We start from the raw sequence: 21,004 nt of genomic DNA, 5'->3' as shown, positions 1-21,004 counted from the left end.
GAAGAGAGTTTATCATAAGAAAATAAATTTATTTCTTACAACTCTAACGAACTCCCCCTTCACAATTCGCGTAGCACAGAAGTTATTATTTTTTATCAAGAGCTTTCTTTATTGAATTGGCATCTTTATATTCACATGAAGAATGTTTTTTACTGTCCTTATATACACCATCAAAGCAGTTTAAAAAACGATAATCCTGATTGTCACTTTCAAAGAACTGAACCATTAGTCCCGAGGACTGAGGAAGTAATGAAAATCTAGCTACCGAGTAAATACTTCCAACTTGAAATTCATTATCAACTGTTTCTTGATTGAGAACAAACATAGATCTCCCATTCTCTTTCGCATCAGTTTCTTTTGTTTCATAAAAGAATACCGATATTATTTTACCCTTAGCGAGGCTGGGAATGCTTATATTATCTGATTTTCGTGAAGGCAATGAGATTGTATATAAATTACCGGAGGATGCACCTTCGCTAGCGAGAAAAGAAACTATGGCTTCTTTCCCTTGATACATAGCTTTTATAGGAGGGTGCAACTCGACAAGCCCACTACCTGCATTTACTAATGACGGGATTAATAAAATAATGCTAGTTAAATATTTTTTCATTTTTATGTATTCTCTTGAAATGATCTTTTCTTTCTTGATAGCTACCAGTATTCAAATTAACAATTGCGGTAATACTATCAACATTATCATCTGAATCGCCTTGATCTGCTTTGAGATATAGTCGATTGGACAACCAAAAACTAACAGCAGATCGTAGAGCATATTTTGGATTGCTGCTAAGAAGGTCTGGATTATTTATAAAATCCACATCTTCACCATGAATTTCGAGGTTTTTTTGCCTAAATATTTCGTAGTTGGATTTTCCTGTTAGTTGTTTTAATCCTCTGCCACGATACTTCCAACCCTCACCGGAGGATACGCTGCCATTTCCATTTCTATTTGCATATGCTCTATTTGCAATAGCCTCTTGATTTTCTTTTGAAACATACTTCACCCCATTTTTATAACCATAATGCTCTGCCTCAGATCTATTTCTAGAAAAATAGCTAAAAAGATTTATCAAACCTGAAGAACTGTACGTAAAGTCCTCTTCAACTCTGCATTTTGCGCCAGCCTCTTGTCTGACTTGTGCAAAAAAATGCGACAGTCTAAGGGAGGTGTCCAACTTGTATTCAATAGCGTTTTCATTTATCTGTTCAGCAATGCCAGCAAGCAACTCTTGTTTCTCTGTTTTACCATATAACCCTTCAAAAACACGCCTTAACATTGCAACAGTAACGAACTCTTTCCGTTTAGTATTGGCCACTAATCCCATCATCCCTGCTGGATGAATAAACCAAGGTTTGGTATCATCTACCACAGCAGCAGCCTGCTCTATCCAGGCCATTTTATTGGTGACTTCCAGCACGTATTTGTACAGGTTGGGCATGTTTTTTAGCTCTTGCTCGAGTCTTGACCACGTATCGCGCTTTACCCATTCGCTTTCATGCTTGATAAACAGCTTTCGCACTTTGTCTGCAACCATTTTTTCGGCCATCGCAGCCTTGATTTCATCGGCACTGATACTGCCATCGCCATCCCGATCTGTCACCAGCTCTTCGTAGACAGCGCTGAAAAAGTCCCCTCCTTCCTTGCCGTCAGTATCAGCCTTGTCAAGGAATCCATCGGGATCCGAGCCACCATCCACCAATGTCACACCCAGTCTGGCCCACTCATGTTGGCTCACCAAGCGGGTGTCACCACTGATAAGCACATGCTGATCTTCGGCCACCTTCACAAATTTGTCGGCACCATGGAGCACTATGTCCTGAGTGTTTATTGGTTTAGGGGTATCCAGTGGACCAAATACGCCTACCTTGCTGTAACTGGTTTGATTGTTCTCCTTGGTTAACTTATAAGTATCTGCCTGCTCCCCCTCTTTAAGCAGCAAATACTCTTGTCCCTTGGCCAACTTTCCTTCATTGCTGATGCATTTACTCAAAGCCTCTTTGTTACTCTCTGCAACAAATATCTCCATATGTATGGCTTTACGATCTTCATTGAGAACATAGCCATTGGCCGTTGGTTTCGGTGTCTCATGCTCTCCCCAATGCCCGACCACCTCACCGGCCTTGACTGGAATGGGATTGATATGTCGCACTACCACTTGGTCGTAAATAATGGGGAGGTGTCGAACGGCATCGCTGGGTTGACCCAGCATCTCTTTGGCAACCCAGTAACGCTCACCTTTCGAAGCATTCTGCACAGCTCTCCCTGTACCATCGGTCAGCTTGCCTTGGGCAACCTCCCAGACCTCAATCTCGAGATACTCTTTCATATTGGAAAATACGATCGGCTGAGCGCTGGTTCGTGCTATTTTGCTCATTTTTGGCAATCCCGCAGCCACAGCCTCCCCCTGTTCTTTGCTCTTACGCAGATAGCTATTGCGGCTGACCGGGTAGAGAGAAGGAATATCTTGCTTAGGCATCATCCAGTCGGGCTCAACCTTGCGTACTTCCTTGATAAATTGTGAGGCCACATAAAACTCTGACGGATCATCGCCCTTTGGGGTTGCATAGCTGACTAGCTGATAAGAATAAGGCTCATTCTTCAGATTCATCCGCTCTGATGGAACCCCAATCAAGGTAACTTCGGCCCCCTTGCGAGCCGTACCCAACCTATCCACTTTCTGAAATTGCAGATTCGATGTGGCCTTGTATATAGCGACACCGCTCCCTGTCAGCACATGACGCTCTGGCTCACCCTGATAAGCATTTTTGCAAGCAATATGCATATAGAGGCTGTAGAAGGTAAGGGTATTTCGCTTTGGCTGCTGCTGTCCGGAAACCTCTTCTGTGGCTTCATAGTGATGACGGATCAGGCAAAATGAAGGGGATGTACGCAAGGTGATCCCCTCACTAGGTTTCCCCTCTTCCGGCTCAAGCTGCACAGCTGCTGGCTCGGAGGCAATGCGGTAGGCCACTATCTCCCCATCGGAGATCGCTCGCACAGCCCCCTCTGGGTGCCAACCTCCCTTATCGCTAAAATGAATGCCGCCATGCCAGATACGGTTGCCGCCCAATAGGAAAGTGCCACCCGGTTCACTATTGAGCTTTCCGATAAACTCTTCAAGCGAGGCAATTTCTTTGGGGGCATCGCCGCTGCCCACTTGCATTGGATATAGAATTTTCATCTTCGTCTTTTCACTCGTAATCACACGACACTATTGCTCTTAACGGGATGGCACAAAGAAGGTTTGTGCAGGTTCCTGCTCCTTGAGCAGCGCCTCCATTGCCTTCTCGGTGGGAACGGCCTTGGTCAACTCCACCGCCTCGGGGGCCTTGACCACTTCCACAGCCTTGGGCGCCACAGGTGCCTTACCCGCCCAGCCAGCGCCTGAGCCCGCACTGCCGCCGGCGTTGAGCTTGATGGCGGGGCCCACCAGCTTGATGCCACTCGGGTCCACTTTCACGAAGCTGCCGCCTCCCTTGAGGGTGATCTCGGCCCCCGCCTCCAGCACCAGCTTGTCCCCCACCTTGATGTGCACCTCTTGCCCGGCCTGTACCAGCAAGGATTGCCCGAGCTTCTGGTGCATCGAGGCATCCACGGTGAGCGAATAATCAGCCTTGACGTGATCCCGCTTCTCGCCGTTGACGGTGAGGTGGTCGTTGGCCTTGATGCGGGTCACTCGTTCATTGTCGATGTCCCTGTGCTCGTCGTGCTTGATGTGCCAGGCCGCGTCATTTTCGATGAGCAGATTCAGGTCTTTCTGACCGTGGATGTAGATCTCTTCCTTGCCCGCCTGGTCCTCGAATCTCAGCTCGTTGAAGCCCTCCCCCTGATGGGTCTCGGTGCGCAGCACGGTGCGGGTCTTGTTGGCCGGCAACTCGTAGGGCGGCCGGTTGGTGGCGTGGTAGGTGCGACCGGTGACGATGGGCTGGTCCGGATCCCCTTCCAGGAAGCTCACGATGACCTCGTGGCCGATGCGCGGGATGGTCATCATGCCGTATTGACCGCCCGCCCAACCCTGAGAGACCCGCACCCAGCAGGAACTCTGATCGTTACTCGAACCGTAGCGGTCCCAAGGGAATTGCAACTTCACCCGGCCGTGCTCGTCGCAGTAAATCTCTTCCCCTTGTGGCCCCACCACGGTGGCGATCTGCGGCCCATCCACCATGGGCTTAAAGGGCGCCTGTGGGCTGCCGATGCGCGCCCTCCAGGTCGTACTCGCCTTCACTACCCCGAATTCGTTGTGATAGACGGTCGGGCCGCTGCCCCCTTCCTCCTCCAGCGCCTGGGGTTGCTGGCCCACGTGACTGATGCGCACGATCTGCCAGTCGGCATTGAGCACGCCGTTCGGGTGTTCGGTGAGGGAGAAATACTGCCCCGGCAGCAGGGCCGCGCAGTTGGACTTACCCTGACCGGTGACGGCGTCATTGCGCAGGGCATCGAGCCGGTGCTGGGCAAACGCCTTGCCGCTCGGGTCCAGCTTGTAGCGACCCGGGGAGTCGAAGTGCTGATAGGTATCGCGCTGATGCTCGAGCTCGGTACCGCGCTGCTTGTGGGAAAGCCCATAGGCCGGGGTCTTGAAGCTGTAGTCTTTGAGCTCCACATCGCTTGGACGCACCGCTTCCCGGTAGTGGAATTGACGTACATAAGGGCCCTGCTCCAGCGAGCGGTTGCCGAGGTTGAAGAAGAGCTCGGGGCCTTGAGTCAGTGCGGCTGCATCGTCGGCAAAGACGATGCGATGCTTGCCGGCTTCGAACTCGTGGAAGTAGAAGAGCCCCTCTTCGGCGGCGAGGCGGTTCAGGAAATCCAAGTCCGTTTCCCGGTACTGGACGCAGTATTCACGCTTCGCGTGCTCGTTTTTCAGTGCAAAGGCGTAGTCGGTGATGCCGTGCTCTTGCAAGAGGATGGAGAGGATTTCGTCCGGCTTCTGGGCCTGGAAGATACGCGAATTCTGGCGAAGGCCCAGCCGCCACAAGGCAGGCTGCACCAGCAGCTGATAGCGGGTACGGCGAAAGCCGCTGTCCCCTTGGCCAACATCGCTCACCACCCCGCACACCCGCCGCTGCAGCTCGCCGTTGTACCAGATGAGCAGCTCGCAGGGCTGGTCCAGCACGGCGCCGAAATCGACATCCGGCTGGGGGCTGGCGAGTTCCAGCCTCAGTTGGAAGGGGCCGCTCAGCGCCTCCTCCAGCGCAAATTCCGCCACCACGAAGGTGCTCTCGGGCAGCGCCCCCACCTTGACGGTAAATTGTAATCCTGTGCTGTCTGCCATGGTCGCCTCCTTATCCTGCCTGGCCACTGCCAGAGCCAATCACCACGCCACCACAGCCGATGGCGGTACCAGTCACGGCGATGGGTTTGCCATTCACCAGCACGGAGCCGACGCCCCCCGAGATGCTGCGCGGATGGGGAGCACTGCTGGGTTTGACGTGGGGAGCCAGGGGATCCCCCTGACGGGCCACCGGCTTGCCGTCGAGGAAGACATTGGGGCTGGCGGCGATCACCGGGGATGGGTGGAAACCGTCGTGGTCGGTGCCGATGTCACCGAGCAATGCAATCGTGGGGCACATCTGAATTCTCCCTGTGGGCAAGGGGGGCGGCACGCCCCCGCCATGGTCCGGCGCTTGCGGACAGTCATAACAGTCGGGAGGCTGGCCCAGCAGCCTCCATGCCAATGACACTGTTTTATTAATGTCTTTTAAATCATGATGTTGGACTCTATGGCGCAGAATGCAGCACAAGGCACTGCAACAACTTGCCGCCAGCAACATCAATGCACCGAGAAACATGACAAAGGCAGTCAAATACTCCGCAATGCGAGCAATAACTTGCTCCCATCAGCAGGATCAGCCACCTTCAGCCCCCTGCTGCAGCTGATAAAGGCGGACATTGAGCGCCTTGAGGTCATTTTCCAGCCCCTTGAGATCCGCCGCCGTGATGGGCTCCTGGGCCACCTTGCGTGCCTCCAGTTCATTGAGGCGCAGGCTGAACGGGATGTTCTGCATCAGGTTCTTCTGCACCTCATAGAGCTGGGACTTGAGGTAGGAGATGGTCACCGTCTTGCGTTGACGCTCCAGCTCCAGCAGTTGATCCAGCAGGGCATCTACCCCGGCGCGAGCATCCAGGTAGGTCGGCACGCTGACGGCGTCCCCCTGCTGGCCGGCCAGCGCCGTCTGCCACTGCTTGTCCAATGCCTTCACCGCCAGGGAGTCGGGATAGAGCATCTGCAGCGAGTTGCGCAGCCCTTCCCCATGGCGATAGCCATCCAGGGGGGACGCCTGTTCGAGACGGGTCAGCTGGGACTGGTAGCGCGCCACCAGATCGCTCTCCATCCCCTGCAGGGCTTGCTCACCCAGCACGATGCGCGCCTGGCGGATGTCGTCATAACTGAGCACCTTGGGTTGCTCGGATGCCGGTTGTAACAGGCGTTGGGCCGCCAGCAGCTTCGCCTCCTGCTGATGTTGCCAGCCGAACCAGGCCATCACCGGCAGGGCGCAACTGAGCAGGCCGCAGCCAAACCAGAACCAGGCAGGGCGCTGCTTGCGATGCTGCTCTATCTTGAGCACGGTCGGCTTGACCTGACCCTTCTCCCGTCCCACCAGGATGCTGCCCTGGGGCAGAGGGGGGCAAGCCTGGGCAGAGGGTGAGGCCACACTCTGCTCCATGTCCCCCTTGAAATAGACCATGGGGGGGATCTGCAGCTCATCCTTGAGCCCAGGATCGTCGGAGACGATGACGATCTCCGCCTCATCAAACAGGTGGGTGTAACCTTCGATGAAGTGCACCAGGTTCTCGACCCGGGGAATGCGGCTCAGCCCCGCGTTGTGGAGCTTTTCGCTGATGAGCTGCAACGCCCGCTCGCAGCGGTAGATCAGCCGCTTGTCCTCGTGGCTTATCTGGTACTGGCGAATGACGTCACTGATGCGGGCGATGAACCAGTCCAGCATCTCGATGCGGGCCCGCTCCTGCTGCACCGGCGGCCAGAAGCTCTCCCACTGGGTCACGATGAGGTTGGCCAGAAACTCGCAGCCCTCGGTAAAGCCGCTCAGGCCCTGCAGGCGTGAGCGCGCCAGGGTGAAGTAGATGGCGGTCTGCAGATCCACCCCGTGTTTTTCGAAGATCTGGCTCGCAAGCTGATGGATCCTGTGCCAATCCACCTCGGGGCGCGAGGCATGGCTGAGCTTGTTGATCTCGGCGCGCAGCGCCTCGTATTCTGGCAGCATCCTGGGGTCGCGCCCCACGTTCAGCGCCTGCTGACCTTGCTGGTTATATGTCATAAGTGTTCCAACTGGATGGGGGCTAAGGCCCCCACCCCATCAATAGAGGGATTCGGGCAACTTGAACTGGCTGAACAAGCCGCCGGTAAAGGGATTTTGCGCACTGTCGGTGTAGACGCGATAAGTCATGGAGCCTTGATCCACCGGGAAGCGTACGTCGAAGGTCGCCTCGTTCACCTGGGTCAGTTCCCCCTTGTCCATCAGGCGGAACATGGCCCAGGGGCCGACGAAGCCTTCGCTGCGCGGGGAGCGCTCGCGGGCGGCCGGCACCAGGGTTATCTTGCTCTCGGCCCCGTCACGCATGGTGTTGGGCCACACCAAGGGGATCTTGGTACGCCGGCCGTGGGCGTATTCCAGCAACTGGCCGTCCAGATTCAGCACGCTGCGCCGCTTGTTGGCGGTGAGTTCGATGGGCTCGAGGGCAAACTGCACCTCCAGGTTGCCCTGCTGGCTGAAGAAGATCTGGCGGATGCGGGCGGCGCGATCGAGCTGTTTTACCAGCTCGGCCTGCACCGGCGAGCCGAGCTCTCCTTCCATCAGTCCACTCTCCACCATGGGCTTGAGGTTGACCTGATAGAAGCTGTCCAGGGTCCCGTTGGGTGCGAAGAAGCGCTCCATCTCGGACAGGGGCACATCCTTGGCAGAACCCGGCTCGAACGGGTAACGCCCCGCCAGCTGGCTGTTGAAGGGGGCCAGCACCTTGTCCTGCCACTCCTGGTTGAGGGAGGACATGGCGAGATCCACCACCAGCCGCGAACTCTGCTCGGAGAGCTGACCCACCCAGCGATCCAGCGGCGCCGGCAGGCCACGGGCATACTGCTGCAGCGCAAACACGGGATCGGCGTACTTGTTGGTCAGGCGAAGCTGCACCGCCTTCAAGGCGGACTGACCCGGCTCGGTGGCATTGACGATAAGCTCCAGATAGTGCTGCAGCTCCATCAGCTTCTGGTTCACCTCCTGGATGAGGGGCCCCTGCTCACCTCGTCCCGCCAGGGCGGCATTGGTGGCCAGGAAGGGGCGACCGATACGGGCCGTGATGGCCTGGGCCGGATCCCCTTCCACATCCGAGATCTTGCGGATACGGGTGTTGTCATCCAGCGCCGCCAAGACGCGCTGGAACGGCTGATCGTTGCCGGTGATGGCGGTCAGCACGTCCAGCGCCTGCTCCGGGCTCTCCAGCGTCTGCACATCCAGGTTGGTCAGCAGGTTCTGCCACTGGTTGACGTAGTCGGTGACGTAACGTTCATTGACCTGACGGGTGATCTCCTTGCGATCCGCCTCACTCAAGCGACTCAGCTTGCGCTGACCCAGCACCCAGGCGTCCATGGCGGTGAGATCGATCAGCGCCTTGTCCTGCTTGATGAAGAAGTTGTTGAAACCCGGCCAGGTCAACAGCCGTGGCACCTGTCCCGCCGGTTCACTGCGCAGTGCAAAGACGGTGTCGAAGGTCGGCCCCACCTCGTCGCGCACGTTGAGATCCGGCGCCAGCTCGTCCCCGGCCTTCACCACCAGGTTCTGATAAACCCGCTGATAGAGCGGCAGCTTGCCGAGTTCGCGCTGGGCGCCGTACACCGGCTCCTTGAAGGGGACGAAGGCGGTGATGGCGGCCTGATCCCGCGCAGCCCGGGCCCCATACCAGTCGGTGTGATCCAGGGCATAGTCCAGATGCCCCATCAACTGCTCTTGTACCGGCCCCTGGCCCGGGAAGGCCCGCTGCCAGCGGCTCGCCATGTACTGCTCCACCAGCTCCTTGTTGCGGCCCGAGGCATCGTCCAGCATCCGCATCACCCGCAGGATGGAAAGTTTCTCCTCGCTGCCCGCCGGTGCCCGCTGAAGATCGTCCAGCAGCCCCTGCATCTGGGCCGGCAGGAAGCGCAGACTCAGCAGTTGCAGGTAGGAGCCTTCCACATAGGGGCCGATCTCGTCCCCTTGATAGAGGCCGAGATCCGCCACCAGCGGGGTACGTTCCCGATAGTTGCCAAAGGAGAGGGTCGCCTCGCGAATGAGGTTCAGGCGCGGCAACTGGCTCACCCCGAAGGCGTGATCATCGGTCAGCTCGCGGGTGCTGGTGAAGGCCTGGGCCTTGGTCAGCACGTTGCGCCCCGCCTCTTCGTTGACCCGATAGAAATAGTGCCAACCGCCGATGAGAGCCGCCGAGAACAGGGAGAGGCAACCGAGGCCGATGGCCATGCGACGACGGCGATAGAGGGTGTGCAGCCGGTTCTCCCCGGCCAGATGGGCCTCGGGGAAGATGATGCCGGAGAACAGCTGGCGCACGAAATAGGTGTTGGACTCCCCGCGCAGGGCCGAGTGGATGGGCTCCGGCAGGTTGTAACGACGGGAGGCCGCCTGGGCGAACGCATCGAACGGTACCCCTTGCTGGTAGACGGAACTGATATAGACCCCACGCACCAGCAGCGGTTTGCTCTCCTCTATGGCCAGGGTTTCATCCAGCAGGCTGGCCACATAATCCTTGAGTCCCGCCAGCTGACGCACGAAAGAGAACAACGCGCTGCGCTGACCGGCATCCAGCCTGGTCAGCATCAGCTCGGGCAGATTCTGGTTGAGGTTCTCCACCCACTGATCCCAGAACTGGATCAGCTCCTGTTGCCAGCCATCATGGCCGCTCGGGTTGAAGGTCACCCCCAGCACGGCCTCGCGGGCCTCCTTGTCCAGCTGCTCGTACACCACATCAAACCCGCGCAGCAGATCCAGCTTGGTGAAAGTGACGTAGAGGGGCAGCCGGGTGTTCATGGTGGCCGAGACCTCCTGCAGGCGCGAGCGCATCAGCTGGGCATAGGCCTTGCGCTCGGCCACGCTGGCGTGGGAGAGCCAGGCCAGGTCCACCGTCAGCACCAGACCGTTGAGGGGCTGGCGACGACGATGCTCGCACAGCCAGTTCAGCAGATGCAGCCAGAGCCGCTCGTGCTTGCGGGCAAGGGGATCGAGCTCAGGTTCGGATTGGGACAAGAGCTCGCCGGCGGGATCCAGCATCACCGCCTTCTCGCCAAGCCAGCAGTCAATGAGCTGATCCTGGGCGACATCCCTAAGCTCGGTATCGAGTCTCGGGTTCAACTTGTTGGCCGGGTTGGCCCGGTGAATGAGGCTGCTCTTGCCGCTGCCGGGCAGTCCCAGCACCAGATACCAGGGCATGGCATAGCGGGCCCCCTTGCCAAGATGCTCATCGAGGGCCTGTAGCCAGCGCCCGAGGAACAGTCCCTGACGATCCAGCAGTCCCTGCACCGGATCTTGTTCCAGCACGCTCTCCTGCTGGCGCTCGGCCTTGAGTTGCTGCATCTTGCGCCACATCCGCCAGGAGAGCACCCCCAGCAGCAGCCAGAGCCAGAGCAGGGTGAACACCACCCGCCCCCACAGGGGCTCGAAGGGTTTGGCATCGCGGATCTCGAGGCGGGGGCCGAGCCACCACACCAGGATCAAGGCGACAACCCAGAGCACGGCACCGAGCAGGGGCCAGGAGGGTTTCAATTTCGGCAGCTGTTGCCGCAGAAAGGTAAAAATGGTCTTGAACATAAAATGTGATCCAACTCCGACTCAGCGACTCATTTCGCCATGCATGTCATTTACCCAGCCGCCTGCTGTTCCAGGCGACTGACCAATCCGGGTTCCCATTGCGCCAATCCCAGGCGACTCGCCTCTTGCCAAAGATGCTGATAGTGCTGGCGCGCCAGCGCCGCCATACCCTCTTGTGCCAGCAATTCCGCCTGCACCAGTTGGGCGTGGAAGCGGGCGCGAGGCTCCTGCAGTTGCTGCATGCGTTCATCGAGCAGGGTCAGGGCCGCGGCCATGCCCTGCTCCCCGTGCCGCTGGGCGACCTCTTCCCCCAGGCTCCCGCCCGCCTCTCCCGCCCCGCGGTTCACCGGTTGCAGCCAGCGCTCGCATTCGGAGGGAAAGAAGGGAGTGCCATCGCTAAAACCCAGTTCCCGCAGGGCCGGCAGGCGCTGCAAGAAAGCCGCGAGCTCCTCCTTGATGGCCTGGGCGACGGCGCCAAAACCCAGCTTGTCCGCTACCAGGGCCGAGAGGCGATGGCCCTCGAACCAGTAAGGGGCCAGGGTCAGGCTCTGCTCGATACGCTGCCAGAGCGCCAGATCCGCGCTGGCGAGCGCGGCGCGATACTCGTCCACCATGTCCACCGACATGGGGGCCAGCGGGGTTTTGTTGCCACTGGATGCCATGGGCGGCGTGGTGATCCCCGCCCAGATGGCGTGACGGCGCAGGCGATAGCCCACGGCCGCCTCCGGTTGGCGCTCGATGAGCAAATCCGCCACCTTGAGCTGGGTCTGACGCCAGGCCCGGTCGTTGGAGCTGTCTATCTCGAGCCCGGGGGCCTGGCTGGCCCCGCTCAGTACCATGGTGGCGCCCTGGCTGGCATGGGCCGTCGTGCCCACAGCGCCTGCGGCCGGGGAGCTGGCACCATCCACCTCGGCCTGGGTGGCCTGCTGGCGCTGGGCTCGTCTCAGCCCCATCAGCAGCGGGTCGAGCAACTCTCCCTTATCCGGGCACTGCACCAGCCAACAGGCGCCGAGCTGCTCGGCCTGCACCAACAGCTGAGCCAGCTCGGCCGCCGAAGCGCTCTCGCAGACCCGCGGCAGGGCCCCCTCGAAGCGCTTGACGATCTGCACCATCAGCCGCTGTTTCTGGCTGGCATTGCCGGGCCAGGCCAGCAGCCAGTAGGCGCGGATCCAGGACTCCAGCAGGCTCAGCGCCGCCCCCATGGGCGTCGCCTTGGCGGGGTGTTGCAGGCAGCGCAGCAACTGGGCCAGTACCCGCATATCCTTGGTGCGCGTCTCCAGGAGGCCAAGGCAGGCCTCAGCTACCGCATTGAGATCCACCTGGGCGTGGGCCAGAGATCCGAGCTTGACCAGCTCGGTCTCCACATAGTCCCAGCGTGGCTCGTCTGCGAGGACGGCACTCTTGGTCTGTTCATCCGGCAGGCTGGCGAGCAGGCGGCCACACCAGGGGTGTTGATAGCTCATCTCCCCTCCTACCAGCGACACTGCTGGCGCAGGGGCACCAGGGCGGTTTTCAGACCGCTCAAGTCGACCCTCAGCAAGGCACCGTTGTCGGCCCGCACCTGCAACTCGCGATGGCCCAGCCAGCGCTTGAGCTCCTCGATGGCGGGCAGGCCGCGGCCATATTCCAGCAAGAGCCCCTGATCCCGGATAAACCAGCTCTGAGCACTGCTGCTTGGCTGACCATCCAGCGTGACCTGCACGTTTTCACCGGCCCAGGGGCTATCCAACCGCAGCCGGATGTGGGTGATGCTGTCGACACAACCGATGGAGAGCGTCGCTCCCCTCAGGGCCGGGCGGGTCAGGATCTCGCTGCCACGGCTCGGGTTGCTTTGCAGCAGGAAGGGAGGACTGTCCGGGGTGCGGCCCAGCTCCTGATCCCAGATGGCCTGCCAGGCGGGAGACTTGGCCGCCCCGCTCGTGGCGGCAGGTTCACTCCCACGACCGAGGGCGTCATAGCAGGCGAGGCGCACCAGGGGGGAGGCTTCACGCCGGCACTGTTGCCAACCCGCCAGATCGAACTGGGGCTCGGCGGCGCTTGCCAGCAAGAGGGGCAACAGGGTGAGCAGGCTCATCAGTTCACCTCCAGCTTCTGGCACTTGTGATCCAGGGTGCGCTTGGGAATGTTCAGGCTCTCGGCCACCAGCATGCGATTGCCCTGGAAGTAGCGCAGCCGCGCCTCGATGACGGAGGCCTCATACAGCTGCATGGCCCGGCGCAGGTCGCGAATGTGGTTGTAGTTGTCCATCGAGCCGGGCAGCTCCACGCAGACCCGCTCCCGCAGCTCGGGCGGCAGCGCCTCCAGCACCACCTCTTCCCCGTGGCGGGTATGGGCGCAGGCCACCTCCAGCAGGTTGCGCAATTCTCGCACGTTGCCGGGGAAGTCGTAGCTCTGTAGCTGCTTCTGGAACTGACGGTGCAAGCCGCCGAGGGCCTTGCCATCCTGCTCGGCAAACTGGGCCATGAAGTGCTGGCACAGCATGGGCACATCGTCCATGTGCTCGCGCAGCGGGGCGATGAGCAACAGGCACTGGCAGAGGCGGTGATAGAGATCGGCCCGGAACTGGCCATCCTCCACCTGACGGGTGAGGGGCTGATGGGTGGCGGCGATGAGGCGAAAATCGGAGTGGAGCTCCTGCTCGGCCCCGAGGGGCCGGTAGCTGCGCGTCTCCAGCACCCGCAGCAGCTTGGCCTGCATGGCGGCAGGCATGTCCCCCACCTCGTCCAGGAACAGGGTGCCGCCATTGGCCTGGGCCACCAGCCCGGCCTTGTTGCTAAGCGCCCCGGAGAAGGCCCCCTTCTGGTAGCCAAACAGCTCGCTCTCGATGAGGTTTTCCGGGATGGCGGCGCAGTTGATGGCCACGAACGGCTTGCCGGCGCGATCCGAGCATTGGTGCACCAGGCGGGCGACCACCTCCTTGCCGCTGCCGGTCTCCCCCTGAATGAGCACGGTCAGCTTGTGCTGCGCCGCCTGATGGACCTGCTCGCGCAACCCGCAGATCACCGCGGATTGACCCACCAACTGGTCAGCCAGCAGCTTCTCGTGCTGCTTCTTGACCTGATCCTCCCCTTTTATCTGGCGAAGAGAGTCTCTCAGCACACTCTGATCCCGGCGGCTGCGACCCAGATCCCGGATGAGGGTAAGCTGGTTGCAAAACACCTGGGAGAGCTGGGCCAGCTCGGGGCCGTCGGTCCACTCCTGCAACTGCTCGGCGCTGTCCATCATGGCCAGCACGGCGAACGGCTTGCCGTTGCCATCCAGCAAGGGGAAGGCGTGCAGGCCGCACTGCTGGCCGAGGTTGGAGAGCAGGGCGCGAAACTCCTTGTGCTCGATGCGCGCGCCCCCGTGCAGGGAGTCCCAGGTGCGGGACTGGGCCTTGTGCAGCACATAGGCAAGGGGGTGGGAGAAATCATCCACCGCCAGGGAGAGGCTCACCGCCTGCCCCTTGACCCAGCCACTGCACTGCATCTGGCGCCCGCTCACGTCCAGCATGGCGAGCAGCATGCCCTTGGGCTGGAAGCTGGCGTGCAGCACCTGTGACCACCATTGGCACAGGTGCGCCTCATCGCGCTGCTCGGTCAGCTCGAGGGCAAAGGCGAGGGCTTGTTCCATACTCAAGCCCCCACCTCGGCCAGGAACTGCTGATCCGCCACAGAGAAGCGCACCCGGTTGATGGGTTCACCGGCGGCCAGACGCTGCAGCAGTTGCAGGGAAACCGGCGGCAGCAGGGCACCGTCGATGACGGATTCGAGCATGCGGGCCCCGTTCTCGCTGCGATTGGCACGGCGCAGTATCTCTTCGGCCACCTCCGCATCCAGCTCCACCTCGGCGCCGAAGCGCTCCTTGAGCAGCTTGACCAGGCGGTTGAGCTTGCCCTCCACGATCTGCACCAGGGTCTCGTGACCGAGCGGCAGATAGGGGATCACCTCCATGCGCGCCAGCAGCGCCGGCTTGAAGAAGGCGGCGAGCTCGGGGTAGAGCGCATCCAGCAGCACGTCCGGCTGCTCGGCGTTGTCGACGATTGTCTGGAAACCCAGGTTGGAGGTGAGGAAGAAGACCACGTTCTTGCAGTCGATGATGCGCCCCTCCCCGTCTGCCAGCTCACCCTTGTCGAACGCCTGATAGAAGAGGTTCAGCACATCCGGATGCGCCTTCTCCACTTCGTCCAGCAGCACTACGGAATAGGGCTTCTGGCGGATGGCCTCAGTCAGTACGCCCCCCTCGCCAAAGCCCACATAACCGGGGGGTGAGCCGATGAGGCGCGAGACGGTGTGTTTCTCCTGATACTCGGACATGTTGATGGTGGTCAGATACTGGCGGCCACCGAACATCAGCTCGGCGATTTGCAGCACGGTTTCTGTCTTGCCGACCCCGCTCGGGCCCACCAGCAGGAAGGCGCCGAGAGGACGGCCCGGGCGGCGCAGGTCGGCGCGGGCGGTCAGCAGGTGCTTGTGCAGATGGGCCACCGCCACATCCTGCCCCTTGATGAGATCCCCGAGGTACTCCGGCAGCCGGGTCACCACGTCGAGCTCCCCCTGGGAGATGCGATTGAGCGGCACCCCGGTCCACTCGGCGATCACCGCCGCGACCTGGGTCTTGTCCACGTGGGCGGAGACCAGCACGGACTCCTGCTGCAAAACGGCGAGCTCGTCCTCGAGCGCCGCCAGCTGCTGGGCGGCAGCGTGAAGGTCCAGCGGGGCATCAGCCAGATCCAACGCCTCTGTCTTTAACAGCTCATCCTGCTCGTCAGCCAACAGCGCTGCGCGCAGGGTCACGATCTGCTGCACCAGCCCCTGCTGTTGCTGCCATTGGGCCTCTTGTTCCACCAGGGCATCACGACAGGCAGACTGGGCGGCCTGCAACTCGGCGAGGCGCTCTTCGTTGTCACCCAGACCGATGAGACGCTGACGCTCCAGCTGGCGGATCTCCAGCTCCCGCTGGCGCAACTCGTTTTGCAGGTGGCTGACGGCGCGCGGCGGCGTGGTGAGGTTGATGGCCACCCGGGCACAGGCGGTGTCGAGCACGTCGATGGCCTTGTCCGGCAACTGGCGACCGGAGATGTAACGGGCGGAGAGCTGGGCGGCGGCTTGCAGCGCCTCCTCGTCGATGAGCACCCCGTGGGACTGCTCGTAGATGCTGCGCAGGCCCCGCAGGATCACGGTGGCCTCCTCGGCGTTGGGCTCGCCCACCTTCACCAGCTGGAAGCGGCGCGACAGGGCCGCATCTTTTTCCACGTATTTCTTGTACTCGCCCCAGGTGGTGGCGGCTATGGTACGCAGCTCACCCCGGGCCAGAGCGGGTTTGATCAGGTTGGAGACGTCCAGGCCACCGGCCTGGTTGCCCGCCCCTATCAGGGTGTGGGCCTCGTCGATGAAGAGGATGACGGGGCGCACCGCCTCCTTGACCTCCTGCATCACCCCCTTGAAACGCTTCTCGAACTCCCCCTTGACCGAGGCCCCGGCCTGCATGGCACCGAGATCCAGGGTCATCAGCGCCACTTCACGCAACTTTTCGGGCACCTGACCCGCCACCATGCGCAGGGCCAGCCCCTCGATGAGGGCGCTCTTGCCCACTCCGGCCTCCCCTACCACGATGGGGTTGTTCTTGCGGCGACGGGAGAGGATGTCGATCATCAGATCAATTTCGTGATCCCGGCACAAGACGGGATCCAGGCTGCCCTGACGGGCCTGCTCGGTCACGTTGACGGTGAAGCGGGCCAGCAGGCTGGCATCGGCGGGCAGGGCCGCCCCGGTCGCACCGGAGGCGGCGTTGCCGTTGCTGGCGGCGGTCACCTGCGTCTCGGCCGATTCCTTCACCCACTCATCGAACTGCTGGCGCAGCAGCTCCCGATTGACGTTGGCAAGCAAACGCGTCACCGAACCCGGCAGGTAGCGCTGGGGAGTCATCAGGAGCACCAGCAGCATGACGCCGCTGCGCAACTGGCCGTGCTGCAGCTCGGCGGAGGCCAGCAGCCAGCTGTCTTGCAGCCACTCCACCAGGAGCGGCGAGAAGGAGGGGTAGCCCTGTCCATAGCCGCTGTCGGCGGACGAAGGCTGCAGCAGGGTGCGCAGCTCTTCCACCTCCACCTCGGCCCGTTTGAGGATCTGGCGTACATCGGACAAGGGGGTATCCAGCATCTTCAGCAGCAGGTGTTCGATGCGGATCTCGGCCCCCTGATGGTTAACGCAGAGGGCCGCAGCCTCCTCCAGCATGTGACGACAGATGGGATTGAGTCTTTCCACCAGTACCGGTAGCTCTATACGAATCAAGGCGTGCTCTCCTCAGAATTTTATTTTAATAATTCGCCCAGTTGACGCAGAACGTCCTGAGTCTGGTTATTGAGTTGGTGGTGATAGAGGCCAAAGATGATGGCCAGCACCACGGCGCCCCCCAGGTAAAGGCTGCGCAGGGAAACCTGTTTGCGCAGCCGATAGCGGGAGGCCTGCTGACCGAGGTCCAGGTGAAACACGCTGGGTGCCTCGCCGCTCGCCTCGGGGGACAACTGTTTGTGCAACTGTCTGACGATGCGTTCGAACTCCCCCTGCCCCTTGCTCATCACCTTGTAACGCCCCTCGAAACCGAGACACAGACACAGATAGATGAACTCCAGGATGTCCCGATAGCGCACCGGGTCCTCCTGCAGGCGGGCGAGCAGCACGAACACCTTCTCCCCGCCCCAGGTCTCGTTGTGAAAACGAGTCAGCAGGGAGTGCTCAGACCATTCGCTCTGGCTGCCCCAGTCGCGGCCCATCACGGCCTCGTCGATGAAGGTGCAGAGGATGTAGCGAAACGAGAGCACCACGCCGTTCTCGTAGCCCTGGGCCATCAGCTCCTGCTCGATGGCCTGGATCTCGGTCACCACCCGCTGGTAGAGCTCGGGTACCCGGTCATAGCGCGACAGCAGGCGTACCCGCTGCACCAGGCCGAGCAAGGGAGTCACGGCGTCGATCATGGGATTGATGCTCTGGCCCCGCAGCCGGAACCAGTAGTCCGAGTCCATGTCCAGCTGCTCGGCATGATCGAACAACAGGTCGCTGAGTTGCTCGTTCTTGATAATGTCCGTGGTCATCTGTGCTTATTCCTTGTGAGATCACTGGCTGCGAATGGCCCAGAGCTGCATGTCCAGCTCCGGGAAGTCGCCGGCGATGTGGAAGGCGAGGGTGTTGCCCACCGCCAGCATCTGCCAGGCCGGACTCTGCCGGTCGAGCTGGAAGTAGCTGTAACCAGCGTGATAGGGCAGCTGGCGCGGGGCCACCGGCAGCGGCAGCAGCGGGATACCGGGCAGTTGCAGGCTGATGAGTTCGCGGATCTTGTCGCTCGACGCCACCTTGGTCTGTTGCAGCAGTTGCTTGCGCAGTTGCTCCTGGGGCATGCGGGCACGCACCGCCAGCACGAAGTCGGCGCTTTGCATCAGCTCGCTCTCCCCCACCACGGCCACCATGACGCCGTACTGGTGTTTGCGCAGCTGGATGGAAACGGCCCGTGGCGACAGCACTGTGCTGAGGGCCTGGCGCAGGGCCAGCATCACGGGTTCGAAGCTCTGCTGCTGATCGTCGTGGCGATAGGCGGCAAACTCCGGCGGCAGGCGGGACTCGTCGGTGAAGGTCATCAACTCGCCGCAGATCTGTACCAGGGCCTCGTGCAGCCGCTCCGGGTGCAAGGTACCGAGGCGCGCCAGATGCGCCAGCTGGGGCTGGGCCCGGTTGAGCAGTTGCAGCATCATGAACTCCGCCACATCCGCCACCCCCTGCTGGCCCGGCGCCGCGATACGCTGGGAGAGGCTGCGGGCCCGCTCGGCCACGAGACCGGCGGACTCGCCGAGGAAGCGTTTCAGGGCCGGAATGGCGGAGACGCTGATGCTGCAGGGCATGAAGTTGGGATCCAGCACCAGACCGCCGTCCGGACGCTTGTCCAGGATGCGGGCGATGGCCAAGGAGGCGTAGGCGCTGCGATCGTCACGCTCCAGCATCAGTCGCAGGCTGACCCGACCCACCTCGAGGGAGACCACGTCTCCCCCTTCGCTGTGCAGGTCGCGCACATCGTGGCGATGGGCCTGCAACCGGGTAGCCACCTGGCCCCCCTGATTGACCTCGTTGACGCCGCTCACCGACAGCGGCAACGCCAGATAGACCTTCTGGTTGGCCACCGAGGCGTCGGTGACCTCCAGCGGGGTCGGCAGCACATCGTCGTTCGGGATGTTGAACACGGTGCCGTCCGGCAAAATGCCGGTGGCCCCCACCAGGGCGATGCGGCCAAAGCCGAGGTAATCCTCGTTGATGGCCAGCGACTGGAGCCCGTAGAAATAGTCCGACAGCGCGCTCAGCCGGGCGTGCAGCGCGTAGTCAGAATGCCGCTGCTGTTGTTGGAAGTGCTGGGGCTTGATGAAGAGCCCCTCTCGCCAGATAACCCGATTTCGACTCGACATGGTCACTCTTCTTCTTGTTGTAGTTCCACTTCATCCAGACGCAGATGAACCAGGATTTGATAGGCACGGCCCGTGCTCTTGACCTTGATGACCTTGCGCCACTCGGCGCTGTCCGGATCGGCGTAGCGGGCTATCACGCCGATGTAGCGGGTCTTCTCGTCGAGCTTGACGGGCGGCAGATACTTGAACTGCCCCGGCAGCAGGGTGTAGTCCTGATGGTCCAGATAGTTCTTGCCAAGCGCCTTCTCCACATCCTCGGTCACCTGGTCGTAATCGGTGGCGAGTAGCTTGGAATCCTCCGCCAGCAGCAGCACCTGGAACTCGATGGGCGCCGCCTCCCCGCTATCGTTGGGATTGACGTCCGGCTCCGCCACCAGGCTCAGGCCCAGGGTGGAGGGCTGATCATCGTTGCTGCCCACCTGGATGTCCGGGTTCATGGCCACGTCGGCCATCTTGCCCATGGTGGTACAACCTGCCAGGACCAGCAGCGCGGTACCCAGCATCAGCGCACGTCTCATCCAATCAGCCCCTGTTGCTGACGCACGGCCTGGTCATAGGCCTGGGCATAGACCTGATGGAACAGCTTGTCGAACCCCTGCTGGCGCGCAGAGGTCAGCTCGCGGTAATAGTGCTGGTACATGTTCCAGGCCCAGCCTTCGTCCGCGGCGCCCGGGGTGCCGGTGCGGCGGTAATGTTCGAAGCGCCCGACCAGGGCATCCGGCGAGAAGGCTTGCAGGATGCTGTCGAGAGCCGCGCCGATGGCCTGCTGGTTTGCCACATGGTGAATGCGCACGTTGCGCAGACTCTCGGCCACCGCCGCCGGAGCCGTCAGGTGTACCGGGCTCTTCTGCTCGGCGAACAGCACCGCCAGGGTCTCGTCGTAGTCGAGCCCCAGACGCAGGGGGTTGTCCTCGATGGGGCGCAGGTGTTTGTCCGCCAGCGCCGCCTGATCGCTTTGCAGCTGCAACAAGCCTTCCACCATGGCGCGCACCGTCTTGCCCATCTCTTCGAGCATGTCGTGGGCCTGCTGGGTATCCTGCAGTTGCAGCGGTTGGCCGAGGCCACGCATCAGCGGGGTCAGAGCGACGTGATCCACCCCGTTAAGGGAGGGGCGATAATCCGGGTGATTCTCGATGCCGGGCATATCCAGAAATTCTTGGCTCATGGTGTTCTCGATGGCAGAAAAGGGGGACAGGGACGGATGTTCCATATCCGGTTGTGAAGGGAATTCGCGCTGGCGACCCGGGGTCACCAGGGGGGTCAGAGCTGAACGCTCGTGCTGCAGCGCCAGCAGGGGATCGAGGGCCAGGGTGTGAGGATCATCCTGCCCGATGTGGGGTTCGTCGCTCGCCAACCACTCGTCCAGCTGTTCGGTTGGGCGGTTGCCCAGCACCTGCTGCAGACTCTGCTCCGGGGTGATGGCGCCGAGGTAGGCCCGCAGCCGGAACGGGCCGACGACGAGTTCGTCTCCCTGCTCCAGATGCACCTTGCGCGCCCTTCCTATGGGGGAGGTAGCGCCATTGATGTAGGTCTGGCCGCTCAGATCGCACAGGCAGAAACGGCCGTCCTGCAGCTCAATCCTGGCGTGTGCCGGCATGACGGCCCCCAGCCGATCCCGCAGTTGCCAGTCATCCTGCTCGGAGGCGCCGAGGGTCCCCCCCATCTCGCCGAAGCCGTATTGCACCTGCTGGTTGCCGTCGAGCTGTTCGCTGTTGAGCACCACCAGGGAAAGTTGCTGGTTTAGGTCGTTCACATTCACTCCTGCTCTCATTC

At 61.0% G+C, this 21,004-nt stretch carries 14 protein-coding genes; all 14 read right to left on the bottom strand.

Going from position 1 to position 21,004, the window contains the following annotated elements; genetic code table 11:
- Window positions 1-85 precede the first annotated feature (85 nt).
- Window positions 86-610: a hypothetical protein gene (locus VZC39_RS08220; RefSeq protein ID WP_349921908.1), complete on the bottom strand. Its 525-nt coding sequence runs from the start codon at window positions 608-610 to the stop codon at window positions 86-88.
- Window positions 591-3,182, bottom strand: coding sequence for a glycoside hydrolase family 19 protein (locus VZC39_RS08215; RefSeq protein WP_349921907.1), 2,592 nt, complete (start codon window positions 3,180-3,182; stop codon window positions 591-593). Before VZC39_RS08215 ends, VZC39_RS08220 begins: the two co-directional genes overlap by 20 nt.
- Before the next feature lie 39 nt (window positions 3,183-3,221).
- Entirely contained in the window at window positions 3,222-5,270 is a 2,049-nt protein-coding gene (gene tssI, locus VZC39_RS08210; RefSeq protein ID WP_434667401.1) for a type VI secretion system tip protein TssI/VgrG, read from the bottom strand.
- Between the two features lie 10 nt (window positions 5,271-5,280).
- Entirely contained in the window at window positions 5,281-5,568 is a 288-nt protein-coding gene (locus VZC39_RS08205) for a type VI secretion system PAAR protein (RefSeq protein WP_349921905.1), read from the bottom strand.
- Between the two features lie 276 nt (window positions 5,569-5,844).
- On the bottom strand, window positions 5,845-7,275 hold the full coding sequence (locus tag VZC39_RS08200; protein ID WP_434667397.1) for a VasL domain-containing protein: 1,431 nt from the start codon (window positions 7,273-7,275) through the stop codon (window positions 5,845-5,847).
- 39 nt (window positions 7,276-7,314) lie between these two features.
- The gene (gene tssM, locus VZC39_RS08195) at window positions 7,315-10,806 is read right to left on the bottom strand and encodes a type VI secretion system membrane subunit TssM (protein ID WP_349921903.1); all 3,492 of its coding nucleotides are present in this window, start codon (window positions 10,804-10,806) and stop codon (window positions 7,315-7,317) included.
- Window positions 10,807-10,856: 50 nt separating this feature from the next.
- Complete coding sequence (tssA, locus tag VZC39_RS08190; protein WP_349921902.1) at window positions 10,857-12,269, bottom strand: type VI secretion system protein TssA; 1,413 nt, start codon at window positions 12,267-12,269, stop codon at window positions 10,857-10,859.
- Between the two features lie 8 nt (window positions 12,270-12,277).
- Window positions 12,278-12,880: a type VI secretion system-associated protein VasI gene (vasI, locus tag VZC39_RS08185; protein ID WP_349921901.1), complete on the bottom strand. Its 603-nt coding sequence runs from the start codon at window positions 12,878-12,880 to the stop codon at window positions 12,278-12,280.
- Window positions 12,880-14,418 carry a sigma-54 interaction domain-containing protein gene (locus VZC39_RS08180; RefSeq protein ID WP_434668421.1) on the bottom strand — a complete coding sequence of 513 codons (1,539 nt, stop codon included), beginning with the start codon at window positions 14,416-14,418 and terminating at the stop codon, window positions 12,880-12,882. Before VZC39_RS08180 ends, vasI begins: the two co-directional genes overlap by 1 nt.
- A 2-nt stretch (window positions 14,419-14,420) precedes the next feature.
- Window positions 14,421-17,075, bottom strand: coding sequence for a type VI secretion system ATPase TssH (gene tssH / locus VZC39_RS08175; RefSeq protein WP_349921900.1), 2,655 nt, complete (start codon window positions 17,073-17,075; stop codon window positions 14,421-14,423).
- A 20-nt stretch (window positions 17,076-17,095) separates the two neighbouring features.
- Entirely contained in the window at window positions 17,096-17,875 is a 780-nt protein-coding gene (gene icmH, locus VZC39_RS08170; protein ID WP_349921899.1) for a type IVB secretion system protein IcmH/DotU, read from the bottom strand.
- 21 nt (window positions 17,876-17,896) lie between these two features.
- Window positions 17,897-19,231, bottom strand: a complete 1,335-nt coding sequence (gene tssK, locus VZC39_RS08165; RefSeq protein WP_349921898.1) for a type VI secretion system baseplate subunit TssK — start codon at window positions 19,229-19,231, stop codon at window positions 17,897-17,899.
- Window positions 19,232-19,233: 2 nt separating this feature from the next.
- Window positions 19,234-19,749, bottom strand: a complete 516-nt coding sequence (gene tssJ / locus VZC39_RS08160; protein ID WP_349921897.1) for a type VI secretion system lipoprotein TssJ — start codon at window positions 19,747-19,749, stop codon at window positions 19,234-19,236.
- On the bottom strand, window positions 19,746-20,984 hold the full coding sequence (tagH, locus tag VZC39_RS08155; protein WP_349921896.1) for a type VI secretion system-associated FHA domain protein TagH: 1,239 nt from the start codon (window positions 20,982-20,984) through the stop codon (window positions 19,746-19,748). The genes tssJ and tagH overlap by 4 nt, the downstream gene beginning before the upstream one ends.
- Window positions 20,985-21,004 lie beyond the last annotated feature (20 nt).

The organism is Aeromonas sp. NJAU223 (genome assembly GCF_051125555.1).
Classification (GTDB): domain Bacteria; phylum Pseudomonadota; class Gammaproteobacteria; order Enterobacterales; family Aeromonadaceae; genus Aeromonas; species Aeromonas veronii_G.
This window is presented reverse-complemented; position numbering and strand designations above follow the sequence as displayed.

What these genes read in the sequence shown, in the direction of transcription:
- tssJ (WP_349921897.1), bottom strand. Translation starts at nt 19,749, where the DNA reads ATGAGACGTGCGCTGATGCTGGGTACCGCGCTGCTGGTCCTGGCAGGT.
- VZC39_RS08205 (WP_349921905.1), bottom strand. Translation starts at nt 5,568, where the DNA reads ATGTGCCCCACGATTGCATTGCTCGGTGACATCGGCACCGACCACGAC.
- tssK (WP_349921898.1), bottom strand. Translation starts at nt 19,231, where the DNA reads ATGTCGAGTCGAAATCGGGTTATCTGGCGAGAGGGGCTCTTCATCAAG.
- tssI (WP_434667401.1), bottom strand. Translation starts at nt 5,270, where the DNA reads ATGGCAGACAGCACAGGATTACAATTTACCGTCAAGGTGGGGGCGCTG.
- VZC39_RS08180 (WP_434668421.1), bottom strand. Translation starts at nt 14,418, where the DNA reads ATGGAACAAGCCCTCGCCTTTGCCCTCGAGCTGACCGAGCAGCGCGAT.
- VZC39_RS08215 (WP_349921907.1), bottom strand. Translation starts at nt 3,182, where the DNA reads ATGAAAATTCTATATCCAATGCAAGTGGGCAGCGGCGATGCCCCCAAA.
- VZC39_RS08220 (WP_349921908.1), bottom strand. Translation starts at nt 610, where the DNA reads ATGAAAAAATATTTAACTAGCATTATTTTATTAATCCCGTCATTAGTA.
- icmH (WP_349921899.1), bottom strand. Translation starts at nt 17,875, where the DNA reads ATGACCACGGACATTATCAAGAACGAGCAACTCAGCGACCTGTTGTTC.
- VZC39_RS08200 (WP_434667397.1), bottom strand. Translation starts at nt 7,275, where the DNA reads ATGACATATAACCAGCAAGGTCAGCAGGCGCTGAACGTGGGGCGCGAC.
- tssM (WP_349921903.1), bottom strand. Translation starts at nt 10,806, where the DNA reads ATGTTCAAGACCATTTTTACCTTTCTGCGGCAACAGCTGCCGAAATTG.
- tssA (WP_349921902.1), bottom strand. Translation starts at nt 12,269, where the DNA reads ATGAGCTATCAACACCCCTGGTGTGGCCGCCTGCTCGCCAGCCTGCCG.
- vasI (WP_349921901.1), bottom strand. Translation starts at nt 12,880, where the DNA reads ATGAGCCTGCTCACCCTGTTGCCCCTCTTGCTGGCAAGCGCCGCCGAG.